At 68.4% G+C, this 14,755-nt stretch carries 15 protein-coding genes; 9 read left to right on the forward strand and 6 right to left on the reverse strand.

Going from position 1 to position 14,755, the window contains the following annotated elements; translation table 11 throughout:
• Positions 1-16: 16 nt before the first annotated feature.
• The gene (locus CW362_RS25785) at positions 17-265 is read right to left on the reverse strand and encodes a DUF7660 family protein (RefSeq protein ID WP_240658044.1); all 249 of its coding nucleotides are present in this window, start codon (positions 263-265) and stop codon (positions 17-19) included.
• A 315-nt stretch (positions 266-580) separates the two neighbouring features.
• Positions 581-3,529 (reverse strand): NACHT domain-containing protein, encoded by a 2,949-nt coding sequence (locus CW362_RS25790; protein ID WP_162684230.1) that lies wholly within the window; start codon positions 3,527-3,529, stop codon positions 581-583.
• A 943-nt stretch (positions 3,530-4,472) separates the two neighbouring features.
• Between CW362_RS25790 and CW362_RS25800 the strand changes: the two genes are divergently transcribed.
• The 3 genes from CW362_RS25800 (at position 4,473) to CW362_RS25810 (ending at position 6,434) form a co-directional block, all read left to right on the forward strand.
• On the forward strand, positions 4,473-4,850 hold the full coding sequence (locus tag CW362_RS25800; RefSeq protein WP_103551923.1) for a MerR family transcriptional regulator: 378 nt from the start codon (positions 4,473-4,475) through the stop codon (positions 4,848-4,850).
• Between the two features lie 35 nt (positions 4,851-4,885).
• On the forward strand, positions 4,886-5,902 hold the full coding sequence (locus CW362_RS25805; RefSeq protein WP_103551924.1) for an NADPH:quinone oxidoreductase family protein: 1,017 nt from the start codon (positions 4,886-4,888) through the stop codon (positions 5,900-5,902).
• A gap of 148 nt (positions 5,903-6,050) precedes the next feature.
• The gene (locus tag CW362_RS25810) at positions 6,051-6,434 is read left to right on the forward strand and encodes a hypothetical protein (protein WP_103551925.1); all 384 of its coding nucleotides are present in this window, start codon (positions 6,051-6,053) and stop codon (positions 6,432-6,434) included.
• Here the strand turns inward: CW362_RS25810 and CW362_RS25815 are convergent.
• Positions 6,431-6,934, reverse strand: a complete 504-nt coding sequence (locus CW362_RS25815; protein ID WP_103551926.1) for an HAD domain-containing protein — start codon at positions 6,932-6,934, stop codon at positions 6,431-6,433. The genes CW362_RS25810 and CW362_RS25815 overlap by 4 nt on opposite strands.
• A gap of 147 nt (positions 6,935-7,081) precedes the next feature.
• Here CW362_RS25815 and CW362_RS25820 point away from each other — a divergent pair, with 147 nt between their 5' ends.
• Entirely contained in the window at positions 7,082-7,651 is a 570-nt protein-coding gene (locus CW362_RS25820; protein ID WP_103551927.1) for a SigE family RNA polymerase sigma factor, read from the forward strand.
• Positions 7,648-8,886 carry a WD40 repeat domain-containing protein gene (locus CW362_RS25825; protein ID WP_103551928.1) on the forward strand — a complete coding sequence of 413 codons (1,239 nt, stop codon included), beginning with the start codon at positions 7,648-7,650 and terminating at the stop codon, positions 8,884-8,886. Before CW362_RS25820 ends, CW362_RS25825 begins: the two co-directional genes overlap by 4 nt.
• 224 nt (positions 8,887-9,110) lie before the next feature.
• Here CW362_RS25825 and dapA read toward each other — a convergent pair whose 3' ends face one another.
• Positions 9,111-10,025, reverse strand: a complete 915-nt coding sequence (gene dapA, locus CW362_RS25835; RefSeq protein WP_162684231.1) for a 4-hydroxy-tetrahydrodipicolinate synthase — start codon at positions 10,023-10,025, stop codon at positions 9,111-9,113.
• A 173-nt stretch (positions 10,026-10,198) separates the two neighbouring features.
• Between dapA and CW362_RS45350 the strand changes: the two genes are divergently transcribed.
• Together CW362_RS45350 and CW362_RS25840 are read left to right on the forward strand one after the other, a co-directional pair.
• The gene (locus CW362_RS45350; protein WP_276313698.1) at positions 10,199-10,333 is read left to right on the forward strand and encodes a hypothetical protein; all 135 of its coding nucleotides are present in this window, start codon (positions 10,199-10,201) and stop codon (positions 10,331-10,333) included.
• A complete protein-coding gene (locus CW362_RS25840; protein ID WP_103551930.1) occupies positions 10,330-11,013 on the forward strand; it encodes a hypothetical protein in 684 nt (227 codons plus the stop codon). Before CW362_RS45350 ends, CW362_RS25840 begins: the two co-directional genes overlap by 4 nt.
• 403 nt (positions 11,014-11,416) lie before the next feature.
• Here the strand turns inward: CW362_RS25840 and CW362_RS25845 are convergent, their stop codons facing one another.
• On the reverse strand, positions 11,417-12,547 hold the full coding sequence (locus CW362_RS25845) for a YihY/virulence factor BrkB family protein (protein WP_103551931.1): 1,131 nt from the start codon (positions 12,545-12,547) through the stop codon (positions 11,417-11,419).
• Between the two features lie 169 nt (positions 12,548-12,716).
• Here CW362_RS25845 and CW362_RS25850 point away from each other — a divergent pair, with 169 nt between their 5' ends.
• Positions 12,717-13,370, forward strand: coding sequence for an ArsR/SmtB family transcription factor (locus CW362_RS25850; RefSeq protein ID WP_103551932.1), 654 nt, complete (start codon positions 12,717-12,719; stop codon positions 13,368-13,370).
• Between the two features lie 19 nt (positions 13,371-13,389).
• A complete protein-coding gene (locus CW362_RS25855) occupies positions 13,390-14,121 on the forward strand; it encodes an SRPBCC family protein (protein ID WP_103551933.1) in 732 nt (243 codons plus the stop codon).
• 135 nt (positions 14,122-14,256) lie between these two features.
• On the opposite strand, the gene CW362_RS25860 is transcribed toward CW362_RS25855, so the two are convergent.
• Positions 14,257-14,755 (reverse strand): endonuclease/exonuclease/phosphatase family protein (locus tag CW362_RS25860; RefSeq protein WP_338069078.1); only part of this gene is annotated, 499 nt, incomplete at its 5' end.

Here is a 14,755-nt window from a genome sequence, read left to right on the forward strand (position 1 = left end):
TTCGACACAGCGCGGACTACTCGTAGATGGTCGCGGCCTGCAGAGCTCGTGCGAAGAACGTCCAGTCGCCACTGACCGGCAGCTCGCGGCCAGCGTTGCTGTACCAGCCGTCGGCGTCATCGATCCATGCCGCCAAGGCCTCCAGGCAGCTCGGGAGATCCGCGTTCTCCCATGAGCTTCCGTCCTCGGCGTGACTGTGCTGCAACGAGCGAACGAAGGCGGCCAGGGCCTCTCTGCTGCCCACATGCTCAAGAGAACTCGTCATCCCTGGGACCCTACTTGTGCACCGACCTTGAGGCCCGGTGAGCACCGTCTTGTAAGTTCGATCCGGCGGCCGCCGAACCGCCCTCGCAGTGCTATTGGTGGAGCGTGGACGTTCGCTCAAGGCCGCCTGCGTTCAACATCGTTGGTGTCAGCCGTAGATGTCAGGTCGGACGGGCCGATGAAGCGCGTTGAGACTGTCTTGTTCACTGAAAGCGCAGATGTGACAGCGTAGGACTCAGATGATCGTGCGGACCGCCCCCCGGCCGATCCACATCATCACGAATCACATGATTCAAAAAGCTCAAGCATTTAATTTCTAATTCTTGTCGGCACCGACGAGAGTCACGTCACCACGAATCCAGCGCGCAATGAACTCTGATACCTCCGAGTTCAGATTTAGCGAGCGAAGGGTAGCAAGGGCACCGGGCGTGAAGTCTGGGTCTCGGCGAGCTCTAGCCCACTTCGAAATTACTGTAGGAATGTCTCCGTAAGTTCTGCCATGGCCGTAAGTATCTTCGTCGGCAATAAGTTCGCCTATCGGGCAAAGCATCAAGAGAACGGCTTCGAGTTCTTTTCCCTCTAGCTGAGCGCATGATACATGAGCGCTGCGAAGAATTGCGAAAGCGAGATCCTTTAGGACTGCACTTGCGGAGAACCATGGGGTTGGCAACTGCAGAAGGTAGTCACCTGCTTCCTCGGCTGCCCGCTTCAAGATAACCGGGTCCTCATAGGAGCGTGACACGCTCTGATAAGGAGATCGCAAACTTGGGACCGATAGCACAAGAGGGCGAACGAAAGGCTGCGTGAGATTCGAGTCGACGCCATAAAGACTTTCCACCCCGAATCGCCTAAGTGTCTCCGTGATCGAGATCTCACCCAGAATGACCCGCAACTGCGACGCCCAGTAGGATTCTTCACTGTGCAGTGACAAGTTGTCACGCACTTGAGAAAAGAGCTCACGGTTCAATTTCTGCCAGACTTCAGCATTCGCCGCTGGAAGCGTAGCCGAGTGTCCCATCGCCTGCCCTGGAATATTCCACAAAAATAGGCATTGACACAGCGCACGGGCGTTATCTGGCTCTTCTTCGACCAACTTGAGCACTGATTCACGGATTGCCTTCGCGACAGATGGCAGGTTTTCGACGCTGCAGCGCATGACTGACTCCAAAGGAGCGAAATCTCGCAGAGCCAGAACGTCGCGTGGCGATGGGCTATTTCGCTGGGTTCCGGAAATTCTGACAGCCTTGTCGCAAATATCGCGGATGATCCCGGGTTTTGGCACAGCAAAAGAGAGGGATCGCCCACAGAAGGAAATGATGTTCCTAGCCGCCGAGCTTGAGTCTCCCTCTCGCACCTCGTCGACCGCGAGCTGAAGGAAGTCGTCCGCTCCGTCATCGACATTATTTCCGAGGGTTTGAAGACTCAACTGCGCCACTACGTCCCACTCCGCAGCAGAAATCTTCGGTGCGAGCAAGTCAAACAATGCACGCGCTGAAGAATTCTGTCGGACTATCTGATTCGCTGCGAAATACTCAAGAAAAGTTCGGTGCGTGAAGCCATAAATACCTTGGTTGATATCTGACCCTACGTCCGTCAGCACCCAGGCGCGACCTGTACAAAAGTCGACGAACTTAGTTGCCGCATTCTCTGCTTCCGCTTCGTCGTCAAATCGCTTCTCCAGCAGAAATTTACTGACGAATTGAATTAGATCCTCTCGCTTAAGGCCATGTTGCGCTTTAGGGGTGGAATACATCCATAGAGCAAGAGCGTTCAGGGCATGCTTTACGTGAGCGTCGAACGGAAGCGGGATTCCGATTCCCCGCTGCTTGTCCCACTTCTCAAAAAGTAGTTCCGCACACTTTTTGTAGACATCGGGCCGGTTGGCGGGAATATAGTTCTCTGACGCATAAATGCCACACATCAGAGAAAGCATGAGCGGATTCTTTCGCAGGTCTGCCACGAACTCACTGTCTTGCAGGAATGACTTGGCGAGCTCTGACCTCCTGCCCTTCTCTACCGTCTCATCCAAGAGGAACCATTTATTAGCATAATCCCGAACCTGTTCCCTCTGCAGCTCAGCGAGGTTGACTGTTCGGAAAAGAGAATCATCCAGGGGGGCTTCGTCGTATCCCACTCTTCGGGAGGTGACCAGCACGGGGACGTCAGGGTACATGTAGACAAAGGACTCGACGAATTCTACGACGCGACGCCTTAGTGAAGTGTCAGTCAGCTCATCAAGCCCATCAAAAATTACGAAGGCTCGCCCGTTCTGTAGAACATATTCGATTGCACCCTGTGGCGGTTCGACGTTGTAAGGCTTTTTGCACACGCCCTCGAGATGCTCGACTAAAGTTAGGTTATTTGCCTTGAAACCCTCAATGTGATCTCTGAGAATAAAAAGAAGTGGCACTTGAGCGCCGGTGGCGTGCGCCGTAGTCCGTGCGATTTCGTAGGCAAGCTTAAGGGAAAGTGTGGATTTCCCGCCGCCGGGATCGCCCAGGATAACTGTCCTGTGCGAGGTCGAGAGCATGTCCTGTAGGTGAACATTCGCGAGCAATTTTTCTTGCTCCTGCCCGACTGGAAACTCTAGCCTGGGCTCTACAAAGAGTTTGCTGTACGGCACCTTTTTTGTCGTGCCTGCATGCGGAAGCTTCATGGTCGCGTGCAGGTTTTTTACCTGATCGCGCATTTGGCTCTCAAAGTTATGAAAATTCGCAAGGTCGTCAATATTGCCAAATGCTTTTGCAGACTTTGCGTCAGAAGCGACGTGACAGGCTGAGACTTTAAGCAAAGCGGCGCGGGTTAAGGGCGACTCACCCTGAGTTGCCGCAATCTTGGAGGCATTCTCGAAGCTTTTCTCGACAAGAGCTTGCCATGCAGCCCGAGCGATGTCGTCAATCAGCTCGGGATCTGCCTCGACATTCAGTCGAATTGATTCTTCAAGCTTTTCCCTTGTGGCTGTGAAATTTTGCTCCTGCTTTTTGGCGCCGGCGCTAGCCCAGACTTGCGTAACGAGTGACAGAGCGATCGATTCGAAGTCCGGTGAGTTGAGATACTCAGCGAGGGAGTGCGCCGTCTCTGGGGGAAGGTCGAGGCCAATTGATGCCTCTGTCTGCCGTGTTAGAGCTGCCCTTGTTTTCCGATTTCTCCAACGAGCAGTGAACGCAGCCCCCGGGATGCCAGCGAGCTTCGCAGCACCTCCACCGGTAGCTCTGGCAGCCGCAGTTGCCAACGCCTTACCGATCGCAAGCTCAACACCAACCACAGATCGCAGCCCCCTATCAGATCGTGGGGCCGTTCTATCATGCGTGTCACTAGTTATGCGGGCGATCGGTGCAGATGAGCAGCCAAGGTCGGTGGAGCGGCTTTGGGCTGGAGCTGCTTTGGGGCGAGTGATCATGGCCCCTTAAGCTTCCGGCGAGTCGGGCAGTCTGTGGACCTGCCCGTTAAAGCACGACGTTGGGGCCATGATCTTCGAGGCTCGCCCCAAAGTGGCTGCCTAAAGCCGTGGAGCCGACCGCCCCAGCCGCAGAGGGTGTCTCCCACTTCGTGCCCGCAGCTCGCTAGCGCGCCGCCGGGCGGGGCTGCCGCTGGCGAAGACAGGGCGGCAGCCCCGCCGGCAAGGCGGCGCGCGCCCGCGCTGTGCGCGGGCCTTGATGAAGCAGGGAAAGTCCTACCGCGCCGCGAGCATGAACCAGGTTCGTGGTCTGTCGGCTCCGTGTTCGTCTCGGTTGCCGTTCCATCCCTGTCTTCCGCACCGGACACACCCCAAGGGGCAGCAGTCCTCGCCGAGTTCCTGCTTCCTCCGCTCGGGAAGCTCGGGAACCGCCGGCTGCACACCCAGGCCATGGCTGCCCGGGCGCAAGAGGTCGCTGAGGCTGTGCCTGCGGCTGATCGCGATCACCTGATGCCGAACAGCGAGGCACGCGCTCGGGCCGCCGTCGACCGGGTCTTCCGGGACCCGGAGAGCACCGGAGACGGCCCCGATACGGCCCCGATACGGCCCACGGGGCAAGTCGACCCCCTGAGCTGCATCGAAGTCAGAACAGCCACAACTGACCTCGAGCAGCCGTGACGTGTGGCCGTCCGGGGCGACGCCGGTCGGTGCCGAGCGTCCTTCCACGGCCCCGGGCCGGCCCGGGAAGATCTCCGCCCCGCCGTGGGCGACGGCCGGAAGACCGTGGCGCCTCCGGGCGTTGCCTCCGAGCATGAGGATCGGTGAAGCTTCCAGAGTCGGCGGTGTGAGCGCGAGGTCGTTGCGGCACTACGAGGACCAGGGCCTGATCGTCCCCGGCCGTCTCGACAACGGGTTCCGCGACTACTGCCGGTCCACGATCGACCGGGTGCTCGTCATCCGCTCGCTGCTGGAGTCCGGGCTGCCCGTGCGGCTGATCAGGAAACTCCTGCCCCGCCTCCCCGACGGGTCCGGAGCCGGCACGGGCACGGTGTGCGCGGAGTTCCTGCGGGAGGTGCAGAGCCATCGCGACCGGCTCGCCGCCCGCATCGCGATCCTCGGCGAGCAGCGGGCGGCACTCGACACCTATCTGAGGGAGGCCCGCCGTGCCGGATCTCCGTCCGCCACTTGACCTTGACACAAGTGTCAGACTCCTACGTTCGGCGCATGGAGACCGACGAGCGGCAGAGCACCGCTGAGCAGACGATGCGAGCACTGGTCCAGCGGTCGCACCGGGGACCGGGGGAGCTGGCCCTCACGACCGACCGGCCCCGCCCCGTCCCGGGGCCCGGCGAGTACCTGATCCGTGTCGGCGCCGCCGGGGTCAACTTCGCCGACGTCATGCAGACCCGGGGAACCTACGGAGGAGGCCCGCGGGCGCCCTACGCGGCGGGCTTCGAGGCCGCCGGCGAGATCGTCGGTGCCGGCCCGGACGTCGGGAGTCCCCTGCGGCCCGGCACCCACGTCGTCGGGGTCGGCCCGGGGGCCTTCGCGCAGTACATGACGATGCCGGCCGCGGGAGTGCTTCCGGTGCCGTCCGGCTGGAGCGACGCCGAGGCCCTCGGCCTGGTGCTGAACTGGGCCACCGCCTTGGCCGCACTGAGGCCGCTGGGCGGGATCAGTGCGGGCGAGACGGTCCTCGTGCACGCGGCGGCCGGAGGCGTGGGGCAGGCCGCCGTCCGCCTCGCCCGCCACTACGGTGCGCGTGTGATCGCCACGGCGTCGCCGGCGAAGCACGACGCCGTCGAAGCGCTCGGCGCCGACGAGGTCCTGGACAGCCGACGCCCCGATCTGGCGGAGGAGATCACCCGTCTGACCGGTGGTGTCGACCTGGTCCTGGAATCAGTGGGACGGGCCACGTTCAGGACCAGTCTGTCGGTCACCAGACCGTTCACCGGACGCGTCGTCGTGTTCGGCGCCGCCTCCGGCGACGCCACCCTGACCACGCACGACCTGGTCTTCACCCACCCGGTCCAGGTCAAGGGCCTGCACATCGGGGCGCTGGCGGCCGCGGCCCCGTCCCTCTACCGGTCGTTGCTCGTCGAGATCGAGGCCCTGATCGCCGACGGCGTGTACCCGCCCGGCACCCCCCGGGTCCACCCCCTGGCCGAGGGGGCGACGGTGCTGCGGCGACTCGAAGCGGGCCGGACCCACGGCAAGCACGCCCTCGATCCCTGGCGGTAGGAACGCCCGTGCCGCACGACGACCCCGCCGTCCCCGAGGGGATCCGTCCCGCCGTGCGGTGAGCCGGGTGCCGGAAGGTCCTCACCCGAACCCCGCGCCGTCCGCCGACAACCCCACGGAACGGCGCGGCGGCGGGCAGGATGGCCCCATGACAAAACTGCCCGCGCGGTCGGTCCGTCGTACCTCCTCCGGCTCGGTGCTGTCGTTGTGGTCGCAGGACTCCGTGTTGTCGATCGGCTCGGTGGGATCGGTGCTGTCCGTGGGGTCCGTCGGTTCGGCCCTGTCGGTCGGTTCGATCGGAAGCGCCCTGTCGGTCGGTTCGATCGGTTCCGCCCTGTCGCTGATCTCGACCGGGTCGTGGCTGAGCACGGGATCGCTGTTCTCCGCGCAGTCCCGATGGTCGGTGCTGTCCTGGCGTTCCTCCCGCAGCTTCCTGGCCGCGGGAGCGGTGGGGGCGGCGGCCGGAGGCGCCCTGTTGCTGGCCCGGACGCTCCACGAGGCCGGAACCGGCACCGGACAGCCCCGCTCCTAGACGTCCAGGTCCGCCGCGAACTCCGTCAGGGCCTCGAAGTCGGGCTCGCGCAGGCCGAGGCGGGGGTCGACGTGCCGCAGCAGCGCGGGCGCCGGATGGCGGGCGGCGACGAACGTCTCGTCGGCCGGGCTCTGTTCGTCGTCCACCCAGGCGAACGGGCGGCCGTCGGCGTGGGCCACGATGCGTTCCGTCTTCCAGTGGACACCGTCGGGGCGCTCGGCGAAGAGGGCGCCGGTGAAGTCGACCCAGGGCAGTTCGGGCAGGCCGATCACGGGGGCGATCCAGCGGTTGGCGGCGTCCATCCAGGTGGTGGCCCAGCACAGGTCGTAGCCGAGGGCGAGGAGGGCGCGGCCGTGGTCGGGGCGGAGCCAGACGCGCAGAGGCCGGCCGGGCTCCAGGGCCACCCGGATCGTGGTGTACCCCGCGGGCCGGCGCTCCCGCTGGGCCGCGTACGGATTCAGCGGGCCGTCGACGTCGAGGAACAGCAGCGGGCGGCTCATCGGGCCACCGTAGAGGACGCCCGGGGCGGGGGCGGGTGAATATTTTCGGCTCGGTTCGTACCGGGAGGCATAGCGGGGGGTGACGGCGTGCGTCACCAGGGACACAGGGGTGGGTCGCAAGGGGCCGCCGGGGACGAGAAGGTGACGATGGATGCCGAAGCACAGGAGAGCTTCCGGGACTTCGTGGCGAACAGGTCGCCCGCGCTGCTGAGGACGGCGGCGCTGCTCAGCGGGGGAGACCGGCACGCCGCCGAGGACCTGCTGCAGAACGCGCTGGTCAAGGCGGCGGGCCGCTGGAACAGGATCGACGAACCCGAGGCGTACGTACGGCGGATCCTGTACCGGCAGCAGGTGAGCCGCTGGAGGCTGAAGTGGCGCCGCCGGGAACTGAGCGTCGCCGAACCACCGGAGGCGTCCGGCCCCGCGGCCCCCGGCACGGACTCCTCGGCGGCCGCCGAACTGCGGGTCGTCATGCGGGGCGCGCTGGCCCGGCTCACCGCGAGGCAGCGCACCGTGCTCGTGCTGCGCTACTTCGAGGACCTGCCCGAGGCCGAGGTGGCCCGGCTCCTCGGCTGTTCCGTCGGAACCGTGCGCTCCACGGCCCATCGCTCGCTCGCCCGGCTGCGGGCACTCGCCCCCGAACTGGCCGCGCTCGGCCCGGGTCACGAGACGCGGCCGTCGTCCCGTGACTTCTCGCCCGTGGAGGTACACCGGTGAACGTCGAAGAACTCCTGCGCGACACGTTCCGGGAGCAGGCCGAGGACGACCAGCGCACACCGCCGGGATTCGCCGACCGTGTGCTCGCCGTCCGCCGGCGCCGACGGACCCGGCGCATCGCGTCCGTGGCGGTCGCCGCGGCCGCGGTGCTCACCGCCACGATCGCGGTGCCGGGCGTGGGCTCCGGCGGGCACGACGTACGGCCCTCGGGCGGAGTGGACCACAAGCCGACCACCACGCACCCGGCGCCCTCGGCACACCCGGCACAGTCACCGGTGCACTCGCTGGTCGCGGCCGGGAGAACGGCGATGGCCGCCTACTACACCAACAAGACCGACTGGCAGAGCGTCCACGACGGCGTCCACCGGGGCATCAGGGTGCGCACGTACTGGCTGCTCGACCCGAAGTCCGGCCACTACAAGAAGGACCCCCGATGGTCGTGGGTCGCCGTGGCCCCCGGACTGCGGACCGCCGCCGTACTGGAGCGGCACCTGCCCGCACGCCGCATCGGGCTGCTCGACCTCGCGAGCGGCAAGGTCGAGCGGTGGATCCAGGTCGACCACCCGGTGGGCGGACTGGAGTTCTCGCACGACGGCACGAGACTCGTGGCGACGACGTACAGCGAGAATCCCGACAAGCGGGTCAAGATGGACGACATCGACAGGGTTCCCGTGTCGGTGAAGTCCTCCCGCACCGGCTTCTACGTCTTCGACGTGGCGTCGGCGAAGGGCTCCTGGGCCGATGTGGGGGTGGTCCGGGACGACCAGGGCAACGAGATCAACGCACGCCAGGACTTCGGGTTCTGCCGTGACGGCAGGACCGTCACGGGCCGGCAGTCGATCACGCCCGGCGACCGCTTCTACGACGTGTCCGGCCGGGAGGTGAGCGTGCCCGCCGCGGAGCGGCACCGCGACTGGCTCGTGGCCGCCGGTCCCTCGCCGGACGGCACCCGGTTCGCCGGGGAGTTCGCGGGCGAGAAGTGGCACACCTCCTCGTGGATCCTCGACCGGCGTACCGGCAAGCACGTGGCCGAGGTCCGTGGCCAGATGCTCCTCGCCTGGGCCGACGACAGGTCCCTGATCGCCTGGGACATCGCCGAGGGCGACAAGAACGAGTTCCACAACCGGCTGGTGCTGGTCACCATCGGCAGCGACAAGGAGGTGCCGCTCAGCGGCTTCCTCAAGGGCACCGACGGCACGGTGGGGCGCTGGGAGCCCGTCTTCGCCGAGCGCTGAACCCCCGCGCGGTGGTCCGCTAGGGCCTGTCTGACAATTCCCGTCTGCCGGGCGACGCCATGCACGCTCCCCCGAGCTCTTCGAGCAGGGGGCACCCCCACTCGCCGCACCGGCCCCAGACCCGAGTACGTCCAGTACGCGAGTCCGGGGCCGGCGCGCCGAGAGCACGCACCTGACGCCGCCCGGCCGCCCTTCGGGCGACGACGCGAATTGTCAGACAGGCCCTAGGCCACGGCGAACTCGTCCGTGGCGTGCGCGAGTGCCGTCCGCAGCCCGTCGGCTACCTCCCGGCCGGCGGGCCGCAGCGGTGCGCGGACCGGGCCCGACGGCAGCCCGAGCGCGGCCAGCAGCGCCTTCGCGGTGACCGTGCCGGGCAGACCCGCCGCCATCATCGCCTCGATCAGCGGAACGGCCCGCCGCATCAGCCGGGCCGCCCCCGCCGTGTCGCCCGCGTCGAACGCGTCGAGCACGGCCCGCATCGGTCCCGGCACGACGTTCGCCACCGTGCTGACGTACCCGGCGGCCCCCACCGCGTACAGGGCGAGCGCGTGCTCGTCGCAGCCCGCGTAGTACGCCAGATCCGTCCGCGCCATTACCTTCTGGGCGCCGAGGAAGTCGTAGGAGCAGTCCTTCACGGCCACGATCCGGGGGTGCGCGGAGAGCCGGATCATCGTCTCCGGCTCGATGCGGGTGCCGGTGCGCCCGGGGATGTCGTAGAGCATGACCGGCAGTCCGGAGGCGTCCGCGACCTCGGTGAAGTGCGCCCCCAGCGCGTCCTGCGGCGGCTTCGAGTAGTACGGGGTGACGACGAGCACGCCGTCCGCGCCCGACTCCCCGGCCGCCAGGGCGAGATCGACCGTGTGCCGGGTGTCGGACGAACCGACGCCCGTGACCAGGTGGACCCGGTCGCCGACCGCCTCGCGGACCGCGCGGACCAGCGCGGACTTCTCGGCGTCCGAGGTGGTCGGCGACTCGCCGGTGGTGCCGTTCAGCACCAGGCCGTCGCAGCCCTCACGCACCAGGCGTCCGGCCAGGCGCCGGGCGCCGTCGAGGTCGAGTTCGCCGGCCTCGGTGAACGGTGTGATCATCGCGCAGAGCGCCCGGCCGAAGGGTGCCGGAGACCGGTCGGAGTTCGTCATACGAGCAGTTTCGGCGCTATGACCGTACAGCTCCACTTAAATCTTCTACGGGGTATCGATAAGCGTTGCTGAGATGTCCCGTCGGCCTCCGGTCCGAGGCCCTATGTCCCGTTCGGCCCTTCATGGGCCACCATGGGACGGAAGGTCACCGACCGCAGGTCATGGGAGGCGTCATGAGGCTCGGCAAGGCACTCGCCACCGGAGTCGCGGAGGAACGGGATCGCGCGCACGAGGACACGCTCGAACTCCCCGAGACGATCGAGGAGCCGGAGACGTCCGCGCCCGAAGAGGTTCCGGCCGGCCGATGAGGCTGCGGCTTCCCGAGGAACGCCCGACGGAGCCGCCGACCGGATACAAGATCGCCCACCCGGTGCTGTCCCAGGACGGCACCCGGGCCGGGTTCACCGGTGTATCGCTGGGCGGCGCGCTGCCGTACGGAGTGCTGGACGAGGCGCGCTGCGTCTACGGGCGGCGGCACCGTGCCCCGCACCGCCGCTGCGACTGCGGCTTCCACTGCGTGCACGAGCGGGCCGTCGCCGAGGCGATGCTGTGCACCGCCGAACACCGGGCCGCCGTTCTCCTCGAAGTCTCCGTCCTCGGCGCCTACATCCGCTTCGAGCGGGGTTTCCGCCACGCCCGCCAGCGGGTGCGCGGCGCCACCGTCGGCCCCTGCGGTTGCGGCGCCGTGGCCGCGGCGCTGGCCGACGCGGGCTGGGGGCGTCCGGGCTGGCGCGCCCTGACGGCCGCCTGCGCGGAATGCGTACGCGGTCGTACCTCGCTCTCGCTCGCCTCCTTCGCGCGGCTGGCCGGTGAGGGCCTGCGGGTCCGGGCCTCCGGCGGTTCCGCGGTCGCCGCGAGCGGTCCCGTGATCGCCGCGGACGGTCCCGGGGTGCCCGAACTGGTCGCGGAGGCGGCCCTGCTCCAAGCCCGACTCGACTGGTTCCAGAGCCAGTTGGCCCGGTTGCGGGACCGGGGCGCGCAGGGATAGCGCGGTCCCGCCCGGGTACACGAGCCTCCGTGAGCGAGGAGGGCGGTGACGGCCGCGGTCCGGACGGTGGGCCGCGGGCCGCGGGCGCCGGACCGGAGGTGTCCGTGCCGGGCGGGCGCGGACCTGTCGTCCGGTGTGCCGCGCCGCGGCCCGGCGCGCCTCGGCCGCCATGGTCCGGACGGGGGCCGCACCCCGCCCCGGCGCTCACCGGCAGCCTGCTCCTACGGCGGCGCGGCGGTCGTCGACGGCACGGCCCGGGCCCGTCGGAGGAGTCGGAGGGGAACGATGCGGCGGTGGACCGGACACCGGTCCGCCGCCGCATCGTGGGCGCCCCGCGCCCCGCGCGCCCTGCCCGCCCCGCGGCCTCGGTCCGGACTCCCTCGCCCGGACCCCGGCCCGCGCGTCACACCCGCTCGACGGTGTCCCGGCGGGCCCTCCCGCCCGCCGGAACGATCCCCGTCTCCGCCTTCTCCCGCGCCGCGCGCAACGCCCGCAGGCGCGGGGGCCACTTGCGGGTGTCGCGCGGTTCGACGTAGGGCTCCTCGCCCGGGGGCCGGCCGTGGGCGATGGCGCGCCGGCGGGCCAGCTCCGCGTCGAACTCGAGGCCCAGGAGGATGGCCAGGTTGGTGAGCCAGAGCCATACGAGGAAGACGACGGCACCCGCGAGCGTGCCGTACGTCTTGTTGTACGAGCCGTAGCCGGCGACGTAGACGGCGAATCCCGCGGACGCGGTCAGCCAGATCAGGGTGGCGACGACGCTGCCCGGACTGAACCAGCGGAAGCCCCGGCCGGAGACGTTGGGGGCCGCCCAGTACAGCAGCGCGATCATCAGCTCGACGAACATCAGCAGGACGGGCCACTTGACGATCGACCACGCCGTGATCGCGGCGTCGGCCACCCCGATCGCGGTGCCCGCGCGTTCGGCCAGCGGCCCGGTGAACACCACGATGATCGCGCTGCCGGTGAGCAGCAGCATCAGCGTGACGGTGAGCGTCAGCCTCAGCGGCGTGACCTTCCAGACCGGACGGCCCTCCGGCAGGTCGAACACCGCGTTGGACGCGCGGATGAACGCGCCGACGTACCCGGACGCCGACCACAGCGCCGCGAGCAGCCCGGCGATCGCCAGCACCCCGCCCGTGCCGCCGCTCTGCCCCAGCTGCGTCACCGCGTCACGCAGGATGTCGCGTGCCGGACCCGGAGCAAGGTCCCCCACGTTGTCGAGGAGCCTGTTCGTCACGCGCTGCCCCATGACGCCGAGCAGGGAGACCACCACCAGCAGCGCGGGGAACAGCGACAGCACGCCGTAGTAGGTCAACGCCGCCGCCCGGTCGGGGAGTTCGTCGTCGCGGAACTCCTTGGCCGTGCGCCAGGCCACGGCCGCCCACGCTCGCGCGGGCAGTCCGACGGGGCCGTCCTTCCCGGCGGCCCCCGCCGTCACCGTGTCCGCGCCCGCCCCGGTGCCGTCGTGGCCGCCCGTGCCCGCGTCCCTGTCCGGAAGAGCTCGCTGCTTCGATTCCGGTCGCTTCTCGTCCATGACCGCCGTGTTGCCCGGATCGCGCCGCTGAAGCCCGCCGGGAGCCCCGGGACCGCTCCGGGACGCCCGCCCCGGCGGGGCGCCGGCCGTCCGGGACGTCCGGCCCGCACGACTCACCGACGATTCGAACCGTCTGGACAAGAAAAGTTTTCGGTGAGAGGCTGGAGCCATGCTGGACGTGACCGTGATCGAGGACGCCGAAGCCGCCGCCGTGTCGCTGGACCCCGTGAGGGCCCGGCTGCTCGCCGAACTGGCCGCCGGACCCGCGTCGGCCGCCATGCTGGCCGGCCGGGTCGGCCTGCCCCGGCAGAAGGTGAACTACCACCTCAAGACGCTGGAGCGGCACGGCCTGGTCGAGCTGGCGGGCGAGCGCCGCAAGGGCAACGTCACCGAGCGGCTGATGCGCGCGACCGCGGCGTCCTACGTCATCTCGCCGCAGGCGCTGGCCGCCGTGCAGCCCGATCCGGACCGCTTCCGGGACCAGTTGTCCGCCCGCTGGCTCCTCGCGCTCGGCGCCCGGCTCGTCCGGGACGTCGGCTCCCTCCTCACCGGAGCCGCGAAGGCCCGCAAGCGGCTGGCGACGTACGCGCTCGACGGCGAGGTGACCTTCGCGTCGGCGGCCGACCGGGCCGCGTTCGTCGAGGAGCTGACGGCCGGGGTGAGCGCGCTCATCCGCAAGTACCACGACGGGGAGGCGGAGGGCGGGCGCCCGCACCGGATCGTCGTCGCCGTCCATCCCGAGGTCAGACCCGAAGCCGGGACCGGACCCGAAGCCGGGACCGGACCCGTGGAGGCCCCCGCGGGCCCCGAAGCCACCCACTGATCATCCAGGAGTCGTCATCATGTCCAAGGAGTTCGAGGTCGCCCGCGAGTACGAGGTCGCCGTCCCGCCCGGCCAGGTGTGGGACGCGATCACCAGCGGCAGCGGCGGCTGGCTGTGGCCCATGGAGTACGAGCCCCGCGAGGGCGGGGCCGGCCCCTTCGGCAGCGTCATCACCACCTGGGACCCGCCGCACCGGCTGACCGTGCGCACCGAGGACGTCGGGTTCCCGACGCAGAGCCTCAACCAGATCGACCACACCATCGAGCCGCGTGACGGCGGCCGTGGTTCCTGGGTCCGGTACGTGCACAGCGGCATCTTCACCGACGACTGGGACAACCAGTACGACGGAGCCGACAAGCACACCGACTTCTACCTGCACACCCTGCGCGAGTACGTGACCCACTTCGCGGGCCGCCCGGTGGCCTTCGCCACCTTCGACGGGCCCGGCGGGTCCGCGTCCTCCGACGCCTTCGCGGCCGTCGGACCGGCCCTCGGCCTCGCGGACGACACCGCCGAGGGGGCGCGGGTGCGGGCCAAGGGGCCCGGCGGCGAGGAGTTCGACGCGGTGCTCGACTACCGCGACCCGTACTTCGTCGGGCTGCGCACCGACGACGCGCTCATCCGCTTCTTCGGGCGCGGCCGCTGGGGCGCGCCGGTCGGCATGAGCGTCCACGACTTCGCGCCCGGCGCCGACGCCAAGGGCAACGAGACCGCCTGGAAGGGCTGGCTCGACGAGGTCTTCGCGGGCTGACCCGCGCACGGGGCCGGGGAAGCGTGCCCCGCGAGCCGGAGCGCCACGCCCCGCGAGCCGGGGAGCGGGCGCTCCGGGCGGACGAAGAGCCCGGCCCCCCGGACGACGGGGCCGGGCTCTCGCGCACCGCGGCGGCTAAGGACGGAACCGCAGCACTTGCGGGTCGTGGTCGCTGATCTGGTCGGAGAACTCCGAGTTGATGTGCACGCTGTCGTACTCCAGGTCACAGCCCTTGCGGATCGAGGGGCTGACCAGGATCTGGTCGAGGACCTGGGCGTTGCCCTGGTAGTCGTACGTGTAACGCTGGCTCTTCGGCAGCGACTTGATCGCCGACCAGAGCTCGCCGTCACCCTCGAGGATCTTGGCGGTCTCGGAGAACTCGAAGTCGTTCATGTCGCCGAGCGCGATGACGTCGGCGTTCTTCTGCGTCTTCAGGATCTCGTTCGCGAACGCGTTCACCACGGTCGCCTGGGCGTGCCGCTGGACCTCGGAGCTGCGCGTCGGCGGCTGGTACTGCGAGGTCAGCCCCTGGTCACCGCCCTTGGAGTTGAGGTGGTTGGCGATCACGAAGACCGTCCGGCCGCGGAAGACGAACTCGCCCGCGAGCGGCTTGCGGCTGCTCTTCCAGGCCTCG

Origin of the sequence: Streptomyces populi, from assembly GCF_002911015.1 — a bacterium.
GTDB classification, from domain to species: Bacteria; Actinomycetota; Actinomycetes; order Streptomycetales; family Streptomycetaceae; genus Streptomyces; species Streptomyces populi.